Here is a 20716-nt window from a genome sequence, read left to right on the forward strand (position 1 = left end):
TACACTATGTATGTGAAAGTTTTAATGGAGAGGAAGAACATAATATGAATGAGAAAAGCATGCAATTTTTACAAATCGCAATGAAGCATTTACCAGAAGCAAAGGCCATCTTAGATTCGAATGGAATTGCGCTTGATATGGAGAAAGCACAACCAGTATTAGAGTTATTGATGAAAGTTATGAACGAAGCATATGAGCTTGGGAAAGCAGATAAAGAATAAAACCTTCTTTTTTGGAAGGGAAGAGAGGCTCGAACCGTGGATAGAAGCGGTTCGGGCCTTTTTATATTTCAAAAGAAACAGGAAAGGTATGTTTCTGTTTCTTTTAATAAACAATAAAGTGAATAATGCTGGATTTATGTTCTAACTGAAATATATTCTAGACAAAAATACATTTATGTTTTAAAATTAGTACCAAGTCATAATAATTGATATAAAACGGAGGGCTGCGATGTGAACGTGGGCATTTTAGGGATCGGAAGATATGTGCCAGAAAAAGTAGTCACAAATCACGATTTAGAGAAAATCGTAGATACATCGGATGAATGGATTCGTACGAGAACGGGAATTGCAGAAAGACGCATTGCCGATGATACAATAGATACTTCATATATGGCGGTAGAGGCTTCTAAAAAAGCACTTGAAGATGCCGGGATTAGCGGAGAGGATATCGACCTGATTTTAGTGGCAACAGTAACACCAGATCGCGCATTCCCAGCAGTAGCTTGTGTCATTCAAGAAGCCATTGGCGCAAAACACGCAGCCGCAATGGATTTAAGTGCAGCGTGTGCTGGTTTTATGTACGGAATGATTACAGCGCAGCAATTTATTCAAACGGGAACTTATAAAAATGTATTAGTAGTTGGTAGTGATAAACTATCTAAAATTGTAGACTGGAATGATCGAAATACAGCAGTACTATTTGGAGACGGAGCCGGTGCTATCGTAATGGGGGCTGTTTCAGAAGGAAGAGGCGTTCTATCTTTCGAATTAGGAGCAGACGGAAGCGGCGGTAAGCATCTTTATCAAGACGAGTATGTTATGATGAACGGCAGAGAAGTCTTTAAATTTGCTGTTCGCCAACTTGGTGATTCCTGTCTTCGCGTGTTAGAAAAAGCGGGACTTACGAAAGAGGATGTGGATTTTTTAGTACCACATCAAGCGAATATTCGTATTATGGAATCTGCAAGAGAGAGATTAAATTTACCACAAGAAAAAATGAGTATGACAATTGAAAAGTTTGGTAATACATCAGCTTCTTCAATTCCAATTGCAATGGTAGAGGAATTGCAAAATGGACGTATTCAAGATGGTGATTTAATTATACTTGTTGGTTTCGGCGGCGGATTAACATGGGGAGCAGTTGCTCTTCGTTGGGGTAAATAAGGACTGAGAGAAAAAAAGGAGTGTATTTTGTATGGAGAAAAAGAGGGTCGTAATTACAGGACTAGGAGCTGTTACACCGATCGGAACAGATGTTGAAACAGCGTGGGAAAACATTAAAAAGGGTGTATCTGGAATCGGACGACTTACAAGAATTGATCCGGAACTGTTTCCAGCAAAAGTAGCAGCAGAAATTAACGACTTTGAAGTCGAGAAATATATTGATAAAAAAGAAGCGCGCCGTATGGATCGCTTTACACAATATGCAGTAGCAGCAGCGAAAATGGCAGTTGCAGATGCAAAGCTTGAAATTACAGAAGAAAACGGACCTCGAATTGGTGTATGGATTGGTTCTGGTATTGGCGGTATGGAAACATACGAAGAACAATTTAAGATTTTTACTGAGAAAGGTCCGCGCCGCGTGAGTCCATTCTTCGTACCAATGATGATTCCAGATATGGCAGCAGGTCAAGTATCGATCGCAACAGGAGCAAAAGGAATTAACACTTGTTCTGTAACGGCTTGTGCATCTGGTGCAAACTCAATTGGTGATGCATTTAAAGCAATTCAACGCGGTGATGCTGATGCAATGATAACAGGCGGAGCAGAAGCGCCGTTAACAAGTATGGCATTTGCAGGATTTAGTTCAGCGAAAGCATTAACATTTAATGAAGATCCAGCAACAGCTTGCCGTCCATTTGATAAAAACCGTAGCGGTTTCGTAATGGGTGAAGGTTCAGGTATTTTAATTCTTGAAGAATTAGAGCACGCATTAGCTCGTGGTGCTCACATTTATGCGGAAATCGCTGGTTACGGTGCAACTGGTGATGCATTCCATATTACAATGCCGGCTCCTGGCGGTGAAGGAGGCGTGCGTGCAATGCGTCAAGCTTTAGCAGATGCAGGTCTACAGCCAGAAGATATTGATTACATTAATGCGCACGGTACAAGTACGGATGCGAATGAAAAGTATGAAACGATGGCAATTAAAGAAACGTTCGGTGAGCATGCGTACAAAGTAGCAATTAGCTCAACGAAATCAATGACAGGTCACTTATTAGGAGCAGCTGGTGCTGTTGAAGCGATCTTCTCAATTAAATCAATTACAGACGGAGTAATCCCTCCAACAATTAACTATGAAACACCAGATCCAGAATGTGACTTAGATTACGTACCGAATAAAGCGAGACAACAAGAAGTAAATGCAGTATTAAGTAACTCACTAGGATTCGGTGGTCATAACGCAGTATTAGTATTTAAATCGTATAAATAATAGATGAGATAAGGAGTTTTTTCGCACTATATTGCGAAAAAACTCCTTATTTATTTTTACGCCTTTTTCTCCTTTTGCATATACATAAGAAAAAGGAGGGATAAAGATGGGGATTGTTGAAACTGCTGAGTGGTTACATCTATATTATGGACGTCCAGAAAAGCTGTGTGAAAAGTTTACGAAGTATATCCCGCTGCCAAAAGAAAGATTGTATCGCTTTTTAATTTCTAAAGGTATGTACCGCCCAGTTATACGGGGAGAACAAGAAGTTAAAGAGTTAGAGAAAAAGGAAGTTTGGAAAGAGTTACGTACGGAGTATGAGAAACTAAAAAATTGGTTAAAAGGTCCGGATGTCCCTGTCTTTATTTTATTATCAGATTCATATAATCGAACTGTACAAGAAGAGTATAACGGTAGGGCTGGATTATCTATGCGTCATGTTATTTTCTTATTCGTATGTGGACGGAATTCGGTGGAAGAATTAAAGGTGTTATTGGCGCATGAATATCATCACATATGCAGGTTACATCAAATTGAGACGAAAGAAACAGAATATACATTACTTGATACGATGATTATGGAAGGGCTAGCTGAGCAAGCGGTAACGGAAAGATATTCAGAAAAAAACAATGCACCGTGGACGACGTATCTTTCAAAAGAAGAGGCTATTTATTATTGGAAAAATGTTGTACATGAAAGAATAAGTATAAAACGAGGAACAAGGGAGCACGACATCTTATTAAATGGATTTCACTCTTATCCGAAGATGCTTGGTTATGCGCTTGGATTTCATATTGTCAAAGATTGTGTAACATTGGAAGGAGAAGATACACTTTCTTTATTATCTATAGATGCAAAAGAAATATTGAATAAAGCAAATACATTTCATATATAAAAAACAGGAGCTCTATTTCCTGTTTTTTTTAGTATTAATAGAAGAAAAAATAATAATTAGAATATATTTCCTTAGGTGGAATAAAGTTAAGAAAAATTGAACATAATGATTGATACAAACAGTAGTGAAGTGAGGGGTAATGAATGTTATATCTACATGATGTATGGGTAAATTGGTTTGAAGGTGAAGAGAATGGGTATAACGTTTGTCATTTTTACGAATGGCGGAAAGATGATACGATTGAGCTATTAGATCAAGTGCCATTATTAAAAGTAGATGCCACATTATATCATTACATCGAGGACGAATTGTTAGAGCTTCCACAAAAATTGTTGGAAGACGTACATCATAAGGCATATATTCGTAAAAATCATGAACGTTTGCAGCAAGAGTATTGCTTTGTTGTTACAGATGGAAAAGGAATTATTGCGATTGACACAATTGGTTACAATGTACCAATTCGAAAGAGTAGACTTATACCGCGCCAAGAGCAGATGGTATATGAGATGGTAGAAAACGTACAAGCAGAAAAGTATGAGTTCCAAGTAGAAGAAATGGAAAAAGAACATCATATTTTATCACCATCACCTTTCATTATGAATGGCTTAACTCGTAAAGAAAGACAGCTGAAACAATTATTATTTATGGCGTTAGATCAATTACATACAACGAAAAACACAGCAGAAATTCGCTATTGGTTCACAGAGTGGGATCCATCAGCATATGGAATGGTTCAACATATGGAATTTGAAGATATTTGGGCTAAACTGTATGACGAGGCGAAAACAGGCTGGTCTGAGAAGCACGAACAATTATGCGAGCGTCTCGTAAAAGGACAGCCATTTTTTGAAAAGTTATGGGAAATGGAAAACGAGCAAAAGGTAAATTAAAAAACCGCCAATTGGCGGTTTTTTTAATTTGTTGTAACTTAGCTCCAGCGGCAAGAATGTTCGGTGGCTTCGCGCCTTCCTGCGAGGCAAAACCCGCCTCTACGTCAGGAGCTCCATCCCCCTCACATTTTGAACGAGCCGCTTCCGCTTTATATAGAAATCCAGCTCCGGCAGCAAGCTCTTCGTGTCTAAGAACCTTCCGCATAAGAAGATGAAAAGCGTCTTCTATGCGAAAGAACCTTAGCCAGTCAGAGCTGAACGAGCTGCCTCCGCTTTATATGTTACCTACGTTTTCTACTTAGTCCCATTGCGTTTTCTACTTTGCGTAGTTGTTTGAATGCAACGCGGTTTGCTTTTTCTGCACCTTTGTCTAGAATTTCGTCTAGTTCTGGTGAGTTGATTAGTTCGTTATATTTGTCTTGGATTGGACGAATTGCTTCTACGACTACTGCTGCTAGGTCGCCTTTGAAGTCTCCGTATCCTTTTCCTTCGTACATTGCTTCTATTTCTTCAACTGTTTTTCCAGAGAATGAAGAGTAGATTGTTAATAAGTTAGAGATTCCAGGTTTGTTTTCTTTATCAAATTTCACGATACCTTCAGAATCAGTTACAGCACTTTTAATTTTCTTTTCAATTGTTTTTGGTTCATCAAGCATACTGATCATTGCTTTTGGATTCGGATCAGATTTACTCATTTTTTTCGTAGGTTCTGTTAATGACATAACGCGAGCTCCTACTTTTGGGATACGAATTTCAGGAACAGTGAACACTTCACGGAAGCGTTTGTTGAAACGCTCTGCTAGGTCGCGTGTTAATTCCATATGTTGTTTTTGATCATCACCAACAGGTACGATTTCAGTGTTGTAAAGTAAAATATCAGCCGCCATTAATGGTGGATACGTTAGTAATCCAGCTGGAACTGAATCTCTACCAGAAGATTTATCTTTATATTGCGTCATACGCTCTAATTCTCCAACGTAAGCAACTGATTGCATAATCCATCCTAGTTGAGCGTGTGCTGGTACTTCTGATTGTACAAATAAAGTAGCTTTTTCAGGATCGATGCCGCATGCTACATAAAGTGCAGCAAGACTGCGAATGTTTTTACGAAGTTGTACGGGATCTTGAGGTACTGTAATCGCATGTTGGTTTACAATACAGAAATAACAGTCGTGTTCATTTTGAAGCTCTGTAAATTGCTTCATAGCTCCTAAATAGTTTCCAAGTGTAATCGTTCCACTCGGCTGAATACCAGAAAAGATAACTGACATAAGTAATTCCTCCTAAATTTGAATGCGTGATGGGGAAGGGAAGGCAAACAAAAAAGCCCATTCATCCCAAAAACTATAGGGACGAATGGACCGCGGTACCACCCTAATTATTTCACTACTGTGAAATCTCTCTAATCCATAATAACGTTTGGATATAACGCCAAAGCCTACTACTTTCGGTTCGGTTTGGTGCTCAAAAGCCCATTCCATACTGCGCAATTACTTGTTCACACCAGCCACAAGCTCTCTGAAATTGCCTCAATATGTACTCTTCTTTATCATCGCATACATGTAAATTTATTTATTGTTACTTAAGCTCTTTTAATATGAAAGAACTAAAGTTTTATAACAAAATGTTTTGCTGATTATTATATCATATGGGATAGTGTTTGCAAACTACATCAAAATAGTAAAACTAATGAGGGTCGAGAACAACCCAAGAACGATACCGGTAATGCAAATTGGATACGTCCATTTGAATGAATATGTTTTATAAATACGTTCTTTCTTATCGACAGGTTCCTCTACTTCTTCAATTAAAGACTCAATTTTTTTATTCGTACCAAATACTCTTTGGAAGGCGTAAATTGTTACGTTAAAAAATCCATTTTGAAATATGAATAAAAAACCGCCTATAAGAATAAAAAATAGTGCGACATAAAACGATATATTGACAAAATTCAACAAAAATTGCGATGAAACGAGGAATGCGCCAATACTAGAAGCGATTATCGCTATGAAAATTAGTATACAAGTATGAAAAAAAACTTTATTCAAAATGTTCCCCTCCGTCAAAATATTACTAGAATTATTATACTATAAAAGCTATAATATGTACTAGAATTAATTTTTTGAAAATTATACGCAATTAAAGGTCTGATTTCAAGATGATGGTAGCAATGTTAACGTATCCCTTTACAAAAAAATAAAAAAATAAACATTTTATTAAAAATTTTAACAAAAAAACAAAAAACTATATTCACAATTGTTATATTATATGTATAATGAAAATTGTAGAAACTTGGAGATTATTCTTTCAATTCTACTTTTTTACAAGTGAGGGTACAGGAAGTGCAATTAGGGGAGGCAACACAACATGAAGAAAAAGATACCGTTATTACTTGCATCGACGTTGACTGTCAGTATGTTAGGAGCTTGTAGTTACCAAAAAGAGGATAATAAAGCAGGCGCAAAAGAAAAATCCTCAAACAAGCAAGTGTTAAATCTAACCGAGACAGCTGAAATCCCAACTATGGATACGACGTTATCAACAGATGCAGCATCTTCTAACATCATGAATAACACAATGGAAGGATTATATCGTCTGGGGAAAGACGATAAGCTTGTTCCAGGTGTCGCTAAATCTTATGAGAAATCAGAAGATGGCAAAAAGTATGTATTTAAGTTACGTGAAGATGCGAAATGGTCTAATGGTGAACCTGTAACAGCGAAAGACTTCGTTTATTCTTGGCGAAGAGCTGTAGATTCAAACACGGGTGCCAAGTTTGCTTACATACTATTTGATGTTAAAAATGCGGAGAAAGTTAACAAAAAAGAATTACCAGTTGAAGAACTTGGTGTAAAGGCAATTGATGATCATACACTTGAAGTGGAATTAGATAACCCTGTTCCTTATTTTGTAAGTTTAACAGTCTATCCAACATTGTATCCTTTGAATGAGAAGTTTGTAACAGAACAAGGAGCAAAATTTGGATTAGAATCCAATACGACACTTTATAATGGTCCATTCGTATTAAATGAATGGAAGCATGAACAAAGTTTCCAACTTAAGAAAAATCCAACGTATTGGGAAAATAAAGAAGTAAAACTTGAGGAAATAAACTTCAATATTGTTAAGGATCGTTCAACTGCTATAAATTTATATGAAACGAAAGCAATTGATCGTGTAGTCTTAACATCAGAGTTTGTAGACAAATACAAATCAGATGCTGACTTTAAAACGATTAAGAGACCATCTACACAATTTATTCGCTTAAATGAAAAGAATAAATTTTTAGCAAATAAAAATATCCGAAAAGCAATTGCAATGTCCTTTGAGCGTGAAAATATCGGGAAAGTTATTTTAAACGATGGTTCAGAGGGGATATATGGTTTTGTTCCGAAAGGCTTAGCAAAAGGTCCGAATGGAAAAGACTTCCGTGAAGAAAACGGAAAGCTTATAAAAGAGGATATTAAAGAAGCGCAAAAATACTGGGAAACTGGTAAAAAAGAACTTGGTGTAGACAAAGTAGAGTTAGAGCTATTAAACTTTGATACTGATGATGCTAAAAAAATCGGAGAGTATTTAAAAGGCCAATTTGAAAAGAACTTACCAGGTTTAACAGTTTCAACAAAAATGCAGCCATTTGCACAAAAATTAAAACTTGAAGCAAGTGGAGATTACGCAATGTCATACGCGGGATGGAGTCCAGATTATATGGATCCAATGTCATTCCTTGAAATGTATACGACAGGTAATGCGCAAAACAAAGTAAATTACGCAAATGCAGCGTATGATGATTTAATTAAAAAAGCGAAAACAGAAGTTGATGTACAAGCTCGCTGGGATGCATTATTACAAGCAGAAAAACAACTGCTTGAAGATGCAGCGATTGCTCCAGTATATCAACCCGGAAAAGCTTATTTACAACGTGGCTCAATTACTGGCCTATTAGAACATAAATATGGCGGAGAATTTAGCTATAAGTGGGTTGAACTAAAAAACTAAAAATGGTTTCCATCATGAATAAGGGTATATGCCTATGATGGGCATGTGCTCTTATTTTAAAAAAATAAAAGTAAGAATATTTTAAACTATCTTATTGCTTTTGAGAAAAACGGGGAGGTGCTTGACTATGGGACGTTATGTATTAAAACGTTTCGTGTACATGGCTTTGACATTATTTTTAATTACTACACTGACTTTCTTTTTGATGAAATTACTTCCGGGTTCTCCGCTTAAAAACCAGGAGAAACTATCACCGGCACAAAAAGAAATCATTCTTGAAAAATATGGCTTAAATGATCCAGTACCAGTTCAATATGCACGTTACTTAGGTAACTTAGCAAAAGGTGATTTAGGGGTATCATTCCAATATGATAACCGTCCAGTAACAGATATGATTGTGGATCGCATTGGACCATCAGCACAACTTGGTTTACAAGCGATTATATTAGGAACATTTATCGGTTTAATTTTAGGAATCGTTGCGGCACTTCGTAACAATACGTGGGTCGATTATGGGGCGACAATTATTTCCGTACTCGGGATGTCGGTACCATCGTTCGTATTCGCCGCATTACTACAATATTTCGTAGGGGTAAAACTTGGGTGGTTCCCAGTAGCATTCTGGAAAGGACCAGAGTTTACCGTAATGCCTACAATCGCTTTATCGATGGCAGTTATCGCAACAATCGCACGTTTTGCTCGTGCAGAGTTAATTGAAGTTATGCAAGCTGATTACATTTTAACAGCGAAAGCGAAAGGAATTAGTCAAGGCGTTATCATTATTAAACACGCACTTCGTAACGCGTTAATTCCAGTAGTAACAATTTTAGGACCAATGGTTGCAGGTTTAATTACAGGGACATTAGTTATTGAGCAAATTTATGCTGTACCAGGACTAGGGGAACAGTTCGTTAAATCTATTACAGTGAATGACTATACAGTTATTATGGGAACTACAATTTTCTATAGTGCGATTTTCATCTTAGTTATTTTCATTGTCGATATTTTATACGGAATTATTGATCCTCGTATTCGTTTAGCGGGAGGGAAAAAATGATGAAAGATGTACAAAAATTATCTCCAGATTTATTTCAACAAGCCAATCAAAATAATGTTGATAATGAAGTCATTGCCCGTCCAAGCTTAACGTTTTGGCAAGATGTAAGAAGACGTTTGTTCCAACATAAAGGAGCAATGTTCGGTTTCGTTTTATTAGCGCTTATTATATTACTAGCAATCTTAGGACCGATGGTAAGTAAGCATTCTTATAAAGAGCAAGACTTAGGTCGTGCGAAATTACCACCGAAAATTCCTGTTATTGAAAATGTTCATTGGCTACCATTTGACGGTACGGATCAATATGGTGTTGACCAATATGAAAAACGTGATATTAAAGAGTATTTCTGGTTTGGTACAGATGATCTTGGCCGTGATTTATGGACAAGAACATGGGAAGGGACGCGTGTATCATTATATATCGCTCTTTTAGCAGCGGCGATTGACTTAGTAATTGGGGTTGCTTATGGAGGTATTTCAGCGTTCTATGGCGGTAGAGTAGATAATATTATGCAACGTGTTATGGAGATTATTAACGGTATTCCATACTTAATCATCGTTATTTTAATGGTAATCATTATGGGATCTGGTATATGGTCAATTACACTAGCAATGGCGATTACAGGTTGGATAGGGATGTCACGTATCGTTCGTGGACAAATCCTGAAATTAAAAAATCAAGAATATGTATTAGCATCTCGTACATTAGGTGCAACAAATACACAATTAATTGTAAAACACTTAATCCCGAACGTAATGGGACCAATTATCGTAATGACAATGTTTACAATTCCAACAGCAGTGTTTGGTGAGGCATTCTTAAGCTTCATCGGTTTAGGTATTCAGCCACCATTCGCATCACTTGGTTCTCTTGTAAATGACGGTTATAAATCAATTCAAACGTATCCACATATGATGTTCATCCCAGCGGTTGTCATCAGTATGTTAATCTTAGCATTCAACTTAATGGCAGACGGATTACGCGACGCGTTAGATCCAAAAATGCGTAAGTAAAAGAGGGGAGAAGTAAAAATGAAAACATTGCTAGAGGTAAAAGATTTGCAAGTCTCCTTTGATACACATGCAGGTGAAGTACAAGCTGTACGCGGTGTTACTTTTGATTTAAAAAAAGGAGAAACATTAGCGATTGTAGGAGAATCTGGTTCTGGTAAATCAGTTACTTCTAAAGCGTTAATGGGATTAATTCCGAATCCTCCAGGGCGTATTAAAAACGGTGAAATCGTATTTGAAGGTCGTGACTTAACGAAACTGACAGAAAAAGAAATGCAGCAAGTGCGCGGGAAAGATATCGCGATGATTTTCCAAGATCCAATGACATCATTAAATCCAACGATGACAATTGGGAATCAAATTATGGAAGGTCTTATTAAACACCAAGGGATGAGTAAAGCAGACGCACGTAAAGTTGCGTTAGAATTAATCGACCTTGTAGGTATTCCGAATCCAGAAGCGCGTTTAAAACAATATCCTCACCAATTCTCAGGTGGTATGAGACAGCGTGTAGTTATTGCGATGGCGTTAGCTTGTAACCCGAAATTATTAATTGCCGATGAGCCGACAACAGCCCTAGACGTTACAATTCAGGCGCAAATTTTAGAGCTTATGAAGGACATTCAGCAAAAAACAGAAGCGGCAATCATTTTCATTACACATGACTTAGGTGTAGTGGCAAACGTTGCGGACCGCGTAGCAGTTATGTACGCAGGTAAAGTTGTTGAAATTGGAACGGTTGATGAAATTTTCTACAATCCAAAACATCCATACACTTGGGGCTTAATCGCATCTATGCCAAGTTTAGATGGTTCAGAAGAAGAGTTATACGCAATCCCTGGAACGCCTCCAGATTTATTAAAGCCGCCAAAGGGAGATGCTTTTGCACCACGTAATCCACAGGCATTGAAAATTGATTTTGAAATGGACCCACCTTTATTTAAAGTAAGTGATACACACTATGCGGCAACTTGGTTACTTCACGAGCAAGCTCCAGAAGTAAAACCACCGGCAGTCGTTGAAAAACGCATTCTTCAAATGAAAGCAGGTGAACAACATGACTAAACAACGTGAGAAATTAATTGAAGTAAAAAATGTAAAACAGCACTTCGACGTGAGTGGTGGTGTTGTCAAAGCGGTTAATGATATTTCATTTGATATTTACCGCGGAGAAACATTTGGTCTTGTAGGAGAATCAGGTTGTGGTAAATCGACAACTGGAAGAACGATTATTCGTTTATATGATGCAACTGCTGGTGAAGTGTTGTTCGATGGTGAAAATGTACATGGTAAAAAATCACGTGCAGAGCTGAAGAAATTCAACCGTAAAATGCAAATGATTTTCCAAGATCCATATGCATCATTAAACCCTCGTATGACAGTAGGGGATATTATTGCAGAAGGTATTGATATTCATGGACTAGCAAAAGGCAAAAAAGAGCGTATGGACCGTGTTCATGAATTATTAATTACAGTTGGTTTAAATAAAGAGCACGCAAACCGTTTCCCGCATGAATTCTCAGGTGGACAACGTCAACGTATCGGTATCGCTCGCGCACTTGCTGTAGAGCCTGAATTTATCATTGCCGATGAGCCAATCTCAGCACTTGACGTATCAATCCAGGCGCAAGTTGTAAACTTACTGAAAAAGTTACAAAAGGAAAAAGGTTTAACATACTTATTCATTGCCCATGATTTATCAATGGTAAAATACATTAGTGATCGCATCGGCGTAATGTACCGTGGTCAAATCGTTGAGCTAACAACAAGTGAAGAGTTATATGCGAATCCAATTCATCCATATACGAAATCACTATTATCAGCAATTCCGCTTCCAGATCCAGATTATGAGCGCAATCGTAAACGTATCGTATACGATCCATCTCAGCATGATTATGCTAGTGAAGCACCAACAATGCGTGAAATTCGCCCAGGACATTTCGTATTATGTTCTGAAGCAGAGTATAAGAAATATAAAGAGATTTATCAATAATAAAAAAGCCAATCTTCCGTTAAGAAGATTGGCTTTTTTCTACTATATAATAGATTTGTCAACATTTCTCGGTAAGTCGATATATTTAAAGAATCGCAGATATAAGTTTCCTTTACGAATGACTACACCTTAATTAAACGAGTGTTACTGTGCTTGAACAGAAACAATTTCCTCTTGTTCTTCAGGTTTAACGAGTGCATAACGTTCCCACGCCCTACTTTTCCAGCGGAAGAACATAATAATGGCACGTGTCCATTCATCAATAGCAATCGCTAACCAAATACCAACGAGCCCCATATCTAAATGGAAGGCGAAAAAGTAACCGAGTGGTAAACTCATTAACACCATAGAGAATGCTCCGATCAAAACTGGGTACTTTGCATCACCAGCTGCGCGAAGTGAATTGATAATGACGATATTCATCGTACGTCCCGTTTCAAGTAGCACACTTAGTAAAAGAACTGACGCACCTAGCGTAATAATGTGCGGATTATCTGTAAATAGTCCCATTAATTGTGTACGGAATGTAACGACGAGAGCGACCATACATAAAGTGACGCCAATTGCCCATTTTACACTTTTCCATACGCGTTCATACGCTTCATCTTTTTCACCACCGCCAACGAGGCGTCCGATAATAATGGCTGTTCCCATACCGATCGCAATCGCGAATAAATAAGTGAACATAGAAATGTTCGTAGCGTATTGTCTAGCCGCTAATGATTCCGTTCCTAAGTATGTTGCATAGTATAAGAAGACAATTTGGCAAGCTTGATACATAACCTGCTCAAATGCAGATGGAATCCCGATTTTTAAAATTTTTCCGATGTATTCCTTTGATAAGGTGAAGTAATATTGTAATTTCACACGGTATTCCATAACGCGGTACAGTAACCAGAAGAAAACGATAAGTGCGATAAGTCGGCTGACAGCAGAAGAAATGGCAGCCCCTTGTACACCGAGTTCTGGGAAACCAAATTTCCCGAAAATGAGTACGTAGTTTCCAGCGATATGAATAATATTCATTCCAAGTGAAATAAACATCGCTTGCTTTGTGAAGCCGTGTACGCGGATAATTGCGGCTAATGAATTAATAATAGCTTGAAGGAAAATAGCGCCTCCGACGATGGATAAATAGTTTTGCGCATACATGAGTACATCGCCTTGTAAGTTCATTGCCATCATCATATGTTTTGAAAATAAAAGAAAGCCAGCGCTTATAATGAGTCCGACCACTAAATTTAATGTGACGGCTAAAGCTGATATTTTAGATGCTTCCATAAAACGTTTGGAACCGAGGTATTGAGATACGACGATAGCTGCGCCGTTCCCGATGACTTCTAGTACCAAAATAGCGATATGGAGATATTGATTCGCTGCACCAACCCCAGATACAGCATCGTCTGATAATGCACTTAACATGAAAGTATCAGCGATCCCCATTAACATAAATAGAAAAACTTCTAGAAAAATAGGCCATGTTAATAAGAATAAACTTAATTTCTCTGTCGGCCCGTTTTTTGCCTGAATTGCTGCCATGTCCGTCCCCTCTTTACCGATATCTATTTTTAGCAAGGTGTATCGTAACATACTTTCTTATCCTTTGCACTCATTTTAACCTACATATCTTTATTATGAAGGGAGCGCTATTTTATGATAAAAAGAGAAGGATAATTATGCACAAAGTATTATGAGATATAAAAATTATTTTTCTCTGATAATTTAGAAAAATATAAAAACATTCATTTTCAACACTTTAGTAAGGATAATCAGCAATATGAAACGTTTACAAAGGTTTATTTTTTAACAGAAAATTTTAATAAAATAGAAATATAAATATACAAAAAATATATTTGTGTGTATAATATGAATTGTTAGAACATATATATATTTCTTTTTGTTTGAAAATGAAAGGGCTAACATTTTTGTGGAGGGTGGAAGTATGAAAAAAAAGATGCCAGTTTTTGTAGTATCAACAGTAGCGATGAGCATGATGTTAGGGGCATGTAGCTACCAAAAAGATGAACCGCAAGCGAACGCAAAAGGGGATAGCGGGAAAAGCGGTGCGAAGCAAGTTATTAATCTAATTGAAACGCAAGAAATTCCAACGATGGATCCAGCGTTATCAGCTGATGCGGTTTCTTCAAGAGTAATGACTAATACGATGGAAGGCTTATACAGTTTAGGAAAAGATGATAAGCTAGTTCCTGGTGTAGCGAAGGAATTTAAAAAGTCAGAAGACGGTAAAAAATATACATTTACATTACGTGAAGACGCAAAATGGTCAAATGGTGAGCCTGTGACGGCGAAAGATTTCGTATACGCATGGCAAAGAGCAATTAACCCAGATACAGCTGCGAAATCAGCGTACATTATGTATGATATAAAAAATGCAGAGAAAATTAATAAAAAAGAGATGAGCCCAGATCAATTAGGCGTAAAAGCGATTGATGATCATACATTAGAAGTGGAATTAGACAATTCAATTCCATACCTTGTAGATTTAATGGTATATCCAATCTTCTATCCTGTGAATGAAAAGTTTGTAAAAGAACAAGGTACGAAGTTTGGTTTGGAAGCGAATACAACACTTTATAACGGACCATTTACATTAAGTGATTGGCAACATGAACGTAGCTTTAAAATGACAAAGAGCGCGTCATATTGGGACAATAAAGAAGTGAAGATTGAGGAAGTAAACTTTAATATTGTTAAAGATACGTCTACACCAATTAATTTATATGAAACAAACGCAGTCGATCGAGCGACGTTATTAGCGGAGTTCATCGATAAATATAAAGGAAAACCAGATTTCCAAACAGTAGAAGATACATCTGTATTCTTCCTTCGTTTAAATCAAAAAGATCCAGCGTTAGCAAATAAAAATATTCGTAAAGCAATTTCACTTGCTTTTGAACGTAAACCGTTCGTTGATACATTATTAAATAACGGTTCTAAGCCAGCGACAGGATTAATTCCTGATAATTTCATTAAAGGGCCGGATAAAAAAGACTTCCGTGCTGTAAATGGAGATATTGTAAAACCAAACGTGAAAGAAGCGAAGAAATATTGGGAAGCTGGTAAAAAAGAGCTTGGTAAAAATGAAATTGAATTAGAGCTATTAAATGAAGATGTTGAATTATCGAAGAAAACAGGTGAATATTTAAAAGGTGAGTTAGAAAAGAATTTACCAGGTTTAACAGTGAAAATTAAACAACAACCATTCGCGCAAAAACTAAAACTAGAAGATGCAGGCGATTTTGTCATGTCATTCTCTGGATGGAGTGCAGACTTCCCAGATCCAGTTACATACCTTGATATGTTTGTGACGGACGGATCGCAAAATAAAATGAAATACTCTAATCCGAAATATGATGAAATTATCATGAAAGCGAAGAAAGATGGAAGCGATGTAAATGCCCGTTGGAAAAACTTACTAGAAGCAGAGAAAATGTTACTTGATGACGCTGCGATTGTTCCAGTATATCAACGTGGTAGAGCATATATACAAAGAGAATCAATTAAAAATATGTACAACCATAAATATGGCGGTGATTTAAGCTTTAAATGGGCGTCAGTAGAGAAATAAGAAAAAAGCAGGCTAACCGCCTGCTTTTTTTTAATACGTACGTTTCTTATAAATGCCTTTCCCGCCAACTTGGTTCCAGCCGGATTGTACATCCAAACTTTTATTAACAAACTTCATCTTTTCTTTTCCGCCAAAGAGTTTTTCACCAATGCTATTTGTAATGACACCAATCAATGCTGTGATTCCGATGATGAGGGCAGCAACAGTGACAAAATCAATAAAAAAAGCAATCATTTGCAAATTCCCCCTTTGCCTGTCTGTATGTTTATTGTATGAGATAAAAGATAAAAAAGAAAGAAATGTCAGAAAAAATAATTGATTTATTTTAGAAATCGTATAGACATGGATGAGGATGTTTGTTAGAATAAGAACAAGTGTTCCGTTTAATTCTCACTTGTATAGTCTTACATTTCTTAATTGATTTATGAAGAAAAGGTAAGAAAACGTTCTCTTTTTCATAGAGAAGATTATGGGGAAATAACTGTATATCACATGAAAAATCTATGACAAGCCAGTATTAAGAGGGTTGAAGGTTATTGTTAAATTACAGCTGAAGTGAGTGTGATCATGTTACATAGCAGTTGAATACACGGAAGGGTTTTCTCAATTAGAAGGAAATTTACTGTATATTTCTTGCAAAATCTATTGTATAATGATTATAGAAGTTACTTATTAAAAGTAATTGTTGTTTGTTCAAAGTTGTTGCTTACATGAAATGAGATTTTTTGCACTTTGTTATAAGACAAGGTATCGTAAAAAATTGCTGAATTTAGAAATTTAAACTGTAATTAGTACAGAATTTGTACTCTTTAAGGAGAGTGAGCTTTGTATGGTAACATTATATAGTTCTCCAAGCTGTACGTCTTGTAGAAAGGCGAAATTATGGCTAGAGGAAAATCATATTCCTTATACAGAACGTAATATTTTCTCAGATCCATTAACGATTGAGGAAATTAAAGAGATTTTACGTATGACAGAAAGCGGAACGGATGAGATTATTTCTACTCGTTCGAAAGTTTTCCAAGAATTAAATGTAAACTTAGAGTCTTTACCACTTCAAGATTTATATAAGATGATTCGTGACTATCCAGGGATTTTACGTCGTCCAATTATGATTGATGAGAAGCGCCTTCAAGTAGGTTACAATGAAGACGAAATCCGCCGTTTCTTACCACGTACAGTAAGAACGTTTCAATTACGTGAAGCACAGCGTCTTGTAAATTAATTATAATAATATGAAAACCTTCTACCTATTATATAGTAGAAGGTTTTTTTTAATGTTTCACATTTCGTAATCGAACTTGTTGCACGATAATACCGATGCATAGAACAGTGAAAATGAATAAGAAAGGCATGCTTGTGGTGAAATTTGGATTATTATGAAAGAACGTTGCAAGTCTGTCTTCATGTGTAACCATTTTTCCTGCTGTATAGGCGAGAATCGCTGCTCCGCAATAAATGAGGAATGGAAAGCGTTCCATAAGTATTAAAATAAGTTTGCTGCCCCAAATAATAATCGGGATAGAAATGAGTAAGCCGATTATTACGAGTAAAAATCTTCCGTGAGCTGCACCTGCAATGGCAATAACGTTGTCAAACCCCATAACGAGATCTGCGAATACAATTGTACGCACAGCTTGAAATAAAGTTGTTTTCCCCTGAATAGCAGAAAGATCGTTGCTATTATCAGTTAGTAAATTTACTGCAATTAATGTAAGTAAAACGCCCCCGATAAGTTGTAGAAATGGAATGTCGAGTAAATAGACAGCTAGTATAGTAAGGATAATTCTTAGTACGATTGCTAAAAGAGTACCAATCAAAATGGCTTTATTTCGTTTCGATTCAGGTAAATTTCGACTAGCTAGTGCGATGACGATTGCGTTGTCACCACCTAATACAACATCGATACCGACAATCATTAGTACAGATGTTAAAAACTCTAAGTCCATTCGTCTGCCTCCATTTATGATGTTTTAATAAGCGAACTGTATGTATGTGGTGAAGAGAGAGACTAAATCACCTTCTCTAATAAAAGTTTCACTTTATTACAGTGTACGGGGGAGGGTGGAAATGTATGTCCAAATTTTTCATGAGTGAGAAATCGCTATAATGATATATTTGTGTAGATGGTCGAATAAAGATAGGCATATAACTATTTTTGTAAAATAAATCGATTTTATTTCCATTCTGGAGAATCTTATCATAAAATGAGAGTACAAGAATCTATTGATTTGTCATATGAGTGGGGAATCCCTTCATAACAATTCTAAGCAGGAAGGGAGAGTTGTATTTTGGATATTGAAAGAATTAATGACCATACGATGAAATTTTTTATTACGTACATTGATATAGAGGATAGAGGGTTTAATCGTGAAGAAATTTGGTATGACCGCGAACGAAGTGAAGAGCTCTTTTGGGAGATGATGGACGAAGCTCGTGATCATGATGATTTCTTTATTGATGGACCATTATGGATTCAAGTGCAAGCAGTTGATAAAGGGATTGAAGTACTTGTAACGAAAGCAGAGCTTTCAAAGGATGGACAAAAGCTAGAACTACCAATAGGTGTAGATAAAATTATAGACATTCCTCTAGATGAAGGCATTGAATCATTATTCCAGCAAGAATTAGTGGAAGAGGTAGAGGAACAAGCAGGAACAAACTTTAACGAAGATGGTACGTTTGGATTTTTAATTAAATTTAATGATTTTGAAGATGTCATTTCATTAAGCCACCGTCTTATCTTTGAAGATATAAAAGATGAGCTGTATTCATTTGAGAACCGCTATTATGTATATGTGGAATTCGATGAAGTGCTACATGATGAAGAAGAAATTGATCGTATTTTAAGTATTGTTTTAGAATACGGAGAAGAATCAACTTTAACAATTCATCGTGTAAGTGAGTATGGGAAACAAATTGTGAAAGAGCATGCGCTTGAAACAATTCGCAATAATTTTCCTGCTAAAACGTAGGCCGATTTCTGTAGTATGAAATCGGCTTTTTATATGAAGAATAGGAAAGCTTTCTTAGTAAGGAGGTAAGAGATGAAAAATACGTTAAAGTTGATTTTCTTTGTTTTACTATTGTTCGCGTTATTTGTTTCGTTACGTATGTTTATTGATGTAGCATTTTATTCGGATGTAATTGGTATAAAAGATGTTTCGATTTTAGGTATTATTAGTATTTTATTTACGGTATCTGCATTTTTAATTGGCTGCGTTATTTTCTTAGAGAACCGTCATCCGTCTAAAACACTTACATGGCTCATTGTGTTAGGTATTTTTCCGGTATTTGGATTCTTCGCTTATTTATTATTTGGACAGAACTTTCGGAGGAAGAGAATGTTCCAAAAGAAGGCGTTGCTCGATGAACAAGCATTTTTACAATATAAAGGGCATGAAGATTACGAAGAACGGATTTTGCGCAATCATAAGCACCAAGAGCTGTTATTTCGTTTAGCGGACCGCTTAGGCGCTTTAAATATTTCATTTCAAACTGAAACGAGAACATTAACAAATGGAGATGAAACGTTTCAGGCCATTTTAGATGGATTAAAACGAGCGAAACACCACATTCATATGGAATATTACATTGTGCGTGATGATAAACTTGGAACAGAAATTAAAGATATTTTAATACAGAAATCAAAAGAAGGTGTTGTCGTTCGTTTTTTATATGATGCGGTTGGAAGTTTTAGATTATCGAATTCATATATTGAAGAATTGAATGATGCAGGAGTAGAAATGATTCCGTTTTTCCCTGTGCGCTTTCCGATTTTAAACGATAAGATTAATTATCGAAACCACCGGAAAATCGTTATTATTGATGGAAATGAAGGATTTGTCGGTGGATTAAATATTGGTGATGAATATTTAGGGAAGGATAAATATTTCGGTTTTTGGCGAGACACGCATTTATATTTGCGTGGTGAAGCTGTTCAAAGCTTGCAACTTATTTTCCTTCAAGATTGGTTTTATATGACTGGTGAGGCTGTGCTGGCCCCTGAATATTTACAAGCGAAAGCAGTTGAGGGTGATCATTGGGGAGGCGTACAGCTCGTTGCAGGTGGACCAGATAATAAATGGGAAACAATTAAACATTTATACTTTGCCATGATTTCATCTGCACGGAAATCAATTTGGATTGCGACGCCGTATTTCATTCCAGATGATGATATTTTATCCGCATTAAAGGTAGCTGCACTTGCAGGTATTGATGTCCGTTTGTTAATGCCGAGTAAGCCTGATAAGCGCACCGTCTTTTACGCATCGAGATCGTACTTCCCAGAGCTTTTAGATGCAGGGGTAAAGATATATGAATACGAAAAAGGCTTTCTTCATAGTAAAGTTGTCATTGTCGATTCTGATTTAGCTTCAATTGGGACTGCTAATATGGATATGAGAAGTTTTCATTTGAACTTTGAAGTAAATGCCTTTTTATATGATACAGACAGCATTCGAAAACTTGTTCAAGATTATAAAGAGGATATAGAAGAATCAAGTGAAATTCATGTCGATCGTTTTCATAAAAGGCGTCTTCATAGACGAATTGTTGAATCGACGTATCGATTATTATCACCTTTATTATAAAAAGAGATGTCCGAAATTGGGACATCTCTTTTTTAA

The 20716-nt window shown here is 36.5% G+C and carries 19 protein-coding genes and 1 other annotated feature; of the genes, 14 read left to right on the plus strand and 5 right to left on the minus strand.

The features are described 5' to 3' along the window. Positions 1-44 precede the first annotated feature (44 nt). From AC1Q8N_RS15305 to AC1Q8N_RS15325, 5 genes are all read left to right on the plus strand, one after another. The gene (locus AC1Q8N_RS15305) at positions 45-221 is read left to right on the plus strand and encodes a ComZ family protein (protein WP_001003337.1); all 177 of its coding nucleotides are present in this window, start codon (positions 45-47) and stop codon (positions 219-221) included. Between the two features lie 231 nt (positions 222-452). After that, the gene (gene fabH / locus AC1Q8N_RS15310; RefSeq protein ID WP_001100551.1) at positions 453-1385 is read left to right on the plus strand and encodes a beta-ketoacyl-ACP synthase III; all 933 of its coding nucleotides are present in this window, start codon (positions 453-455) and stop codon (positions 1383-1385) included. 31 nt (positions 1386-1416) lie between these two features. Beyond that, positions 1417-2655 (plus strand): beta-ketoacyl-ACP synthase II, encoded by a 1239-nt coding sequence (gene fabF / locus AC1Q8N_RS15315; RefSeq protein ID WP_000412643.1) that lies wholly within the window; start codon positions 1417-1419, stop codon positions 2653-2655. Positions 2656-2761: 106 nt separating this feature from the next. Next, positions 2762-3550: a DUF2268 domain-containing putative Zn-dependent protease gene (locus AC1Q8N_RS15320; RefSeq protein WP_048545170.1), complete on the plus strand. Its 789-nt coding sequence runs from the start codon at positions 2762-2764 to the stop codon at positions 3548-3550. A 143-nt stretch (positions 3551-3693) separates the two neighbouring features. Beyond that, positions 3694-4440, plus strand: a complete 747-nt coding sequence (locus tag AC1Q8N_RS15325) for a YjbA family protein (RefSeq protein ID WP_000966116.1) — start codon at positions 3694-3696, stop codon at positions 4438-4440. 281 nt (positions 4441-4721) lie between these two features. Here the strand turns inward: AC1Q8N_RS15325 and trpS are convergent, their stop codons facing one another. Both trpS and AC1Q8N_RS15335 read right to left on the minus strand, forming a co-directional pair. Beyond that, a complete protein-coding gene (trpS, locus tag AC1Q8N_RS15330) occupies positions 4722-5711 on the minus strand; it encodes a tryptophan--tRNA ligase (RefSeq protein ID WP_000110998.1) in 990 nt (329 codons plus the stop codon). Between the two features lie 74 nt (positions 5712-5785). Further along, positions 5786-6002 (minus strand) — a binding site (T-box leader). Between the two features lie 105 nt (positions 6003-6107). Next, positions 6108-6488, minus strand: a complete 381-nt coding sequence (locus AC1Q8N_RS15335; protein WP_001044992.1) for a DUF3899 domain-containing protein — start codon at positions 6486-6488, stop codon at positions 6108-6110. A 319-nt stretch (positions 6489-6807) separates the two neighbouring features. On the opposite strand from AC1Q8N_RS15335, the gene AC1Q8N_RS15340 reads away from it, so the two are divergent. From AC1Q8N_RS15340 to AC1Q8N_RS15360, 5 genes are all read left to right on the plus strand, one after another. Next, entirely contained in the window at positions 6808-8439 is a 1632-nt protein-coding gene (locus tag AC1Q8N_RS15340) for a peptide ABC transporter substrate-binding protein (protein WP_046958314.1), read from the plus strand. Positions 8440-8566: 127 nt separating this feature from the next. Further along, positions 8567-9496 (plus strand): oligopeptide ABC transporter permease, encoded by a 930-nt coding sequence (opp3b, locus tag AC1Q8N_RS15345; protein ID WP_000534165.1) that lies wholly within the window; start codon positions 8567-8569, stop codon positions 9494-9496. Continuing rightward, complete coding sequence (gene opp3C / locus AC1Q8N_RS15350) at positions 9493-10509, plus strand: oligopeptide ABC transporter permease (RefSeq protein WP_000974096.1); 1017 nt, start codon at positions 9493-9495, stop codon at positions 10507-10509. The genes opp3b and opp3C overlap by 4 nt, the downstream gene beginning before the upstream one ends. Positions 10510-10527: 18 nt before the next feature. Next, a complete protein-coding gene (locus tag AC1Q8N_RS15355; protein ID WP_000854346.1) occupies positions 10528-11571 on the plus strand; it encodes an ABC transporter ATP-binding protein in 1044 nt (347 codons plus the stop codon). After that, entirely contained in the window at positions 11564-12499 is a 936-nt protein-coding gene (locus tag AC1Q8N_RS15360) for an ABC transporter ATP-binding protein (RefSeq protein WP_000166340.1), read from the plus strand. Before AC1Q8N_RS15355 ends, AC1Q8N_RS15360 begins: the two co-directional genes overlap by 8 nt. Before the next feature lie 144 nt (positions 12500-12643). Here the strand turns inward: AC1Q8N_RS15360 and AC1Q8N_RS15365 are convergent, their stop codons facing one another. Then, on the minus strand, positions 12644-14089 hold the full coding sequence (locus AC1Q8N_RS15365) for an MATE family efflux transporter (RefSeq protein WP_046957012.1): 1446 nt from the start codon (positions 14087-14089) through the stop codon (positions 12644-12646). Between the two features lie 352 nt (positions 14090-14441). Here AC1Q8N_RS15365 and AC1Q8N_RS15370 point away from each other — a divergent pair, with 352 nt between their 5' ends. Next, the gene (locus tag AC1Q8N_RS15370) at positions 14442-16088 is read left to right on the plus strand and encodes a peptide ABC transporter substrate-binding protein (RefSeq protein WP_048545164.1); all 1647 of its coding nucleotides are present in this window, start codon (positions 14442-14444) and stop codon (positions 16086-16088) included. Positions 16089-16118: 30 nt separating this feature from the next. On the opposite strand, the gene AC1Q8N_RS15375 is transcribed toward AC1Q8N_RS15370, so the two are convergent. Then, positions 16119-16322 carry a hypothetical protein gene (locus tag AC1Q8N_RS15375; protein ID WP_000559978.1) on the minus strand — a complete coding sequence of 68 codons (204 nt, stop codon included), beginning with the start codon at positions 16320-16322 and terminating at the stop codon, positions 16119-16121. 595 nt (positions 16323-16917) lie between these two features. Here AC1Q8N_RS15375 and spx point away from each other — a divergent pair. Further along, positions 16918-17313: a transcriptional regulator Spx gene (gene spx / locus AC1Q8N_RS15380; RefSeq protein ID WP_000258267.1), complete on the plus strand. Its 396-nt coding sequence runs from the start codon at positions 16918-16920 to the stop codon at positions 17311-17313. Positions 17314-17362: 49 nt separating this feature from the next. On the opposite strand, the gene AC1Q8N_RS15385 is transcribed toward spx, so the two are convergent. Next, positions 17363-18037, minus strand: coding sequence for a TerC family protein (locus AC1Q8N_RS15385; protein WP_000362605.1), 675 nt, complete (start codon positions 18035-18037; stop codon positions 17363-17365). Between the two features lie 342 nt (positions 18038-18379). Here AC1Q8N_RS15385 and mecA point away from each other — a divergent pair, with 342 nt between their 5' ends. After that, positions 18380-19063: an adaptor protein MecA gene (mecA, locus tag AC1Q8N_RS15390; protein ID WP_000350711.1), complete on the plus strand. Its 684-nt coding sequence runs from the start codon at positions 18380-18382 to the stop codon at positions 19061-19063. 72 nt (positions 19064-19135) lie between these two features. Beyond that, positions 19136-20680, plus strand: a complete 1545-nt coding sequence (locus AC1Q8N_RS15395) for a cardiolipin synthase (RefSeq protein WP_000799209.1) — start codon at positions 19136-19138, stop codon at positions 20678-20680. Positions 20681-20716 lie beyond the last annotated feature (36 nt).

It is taken from the genome of Bacillus sp. GW823-FHT06B01, from assembly GCF_058952315.1.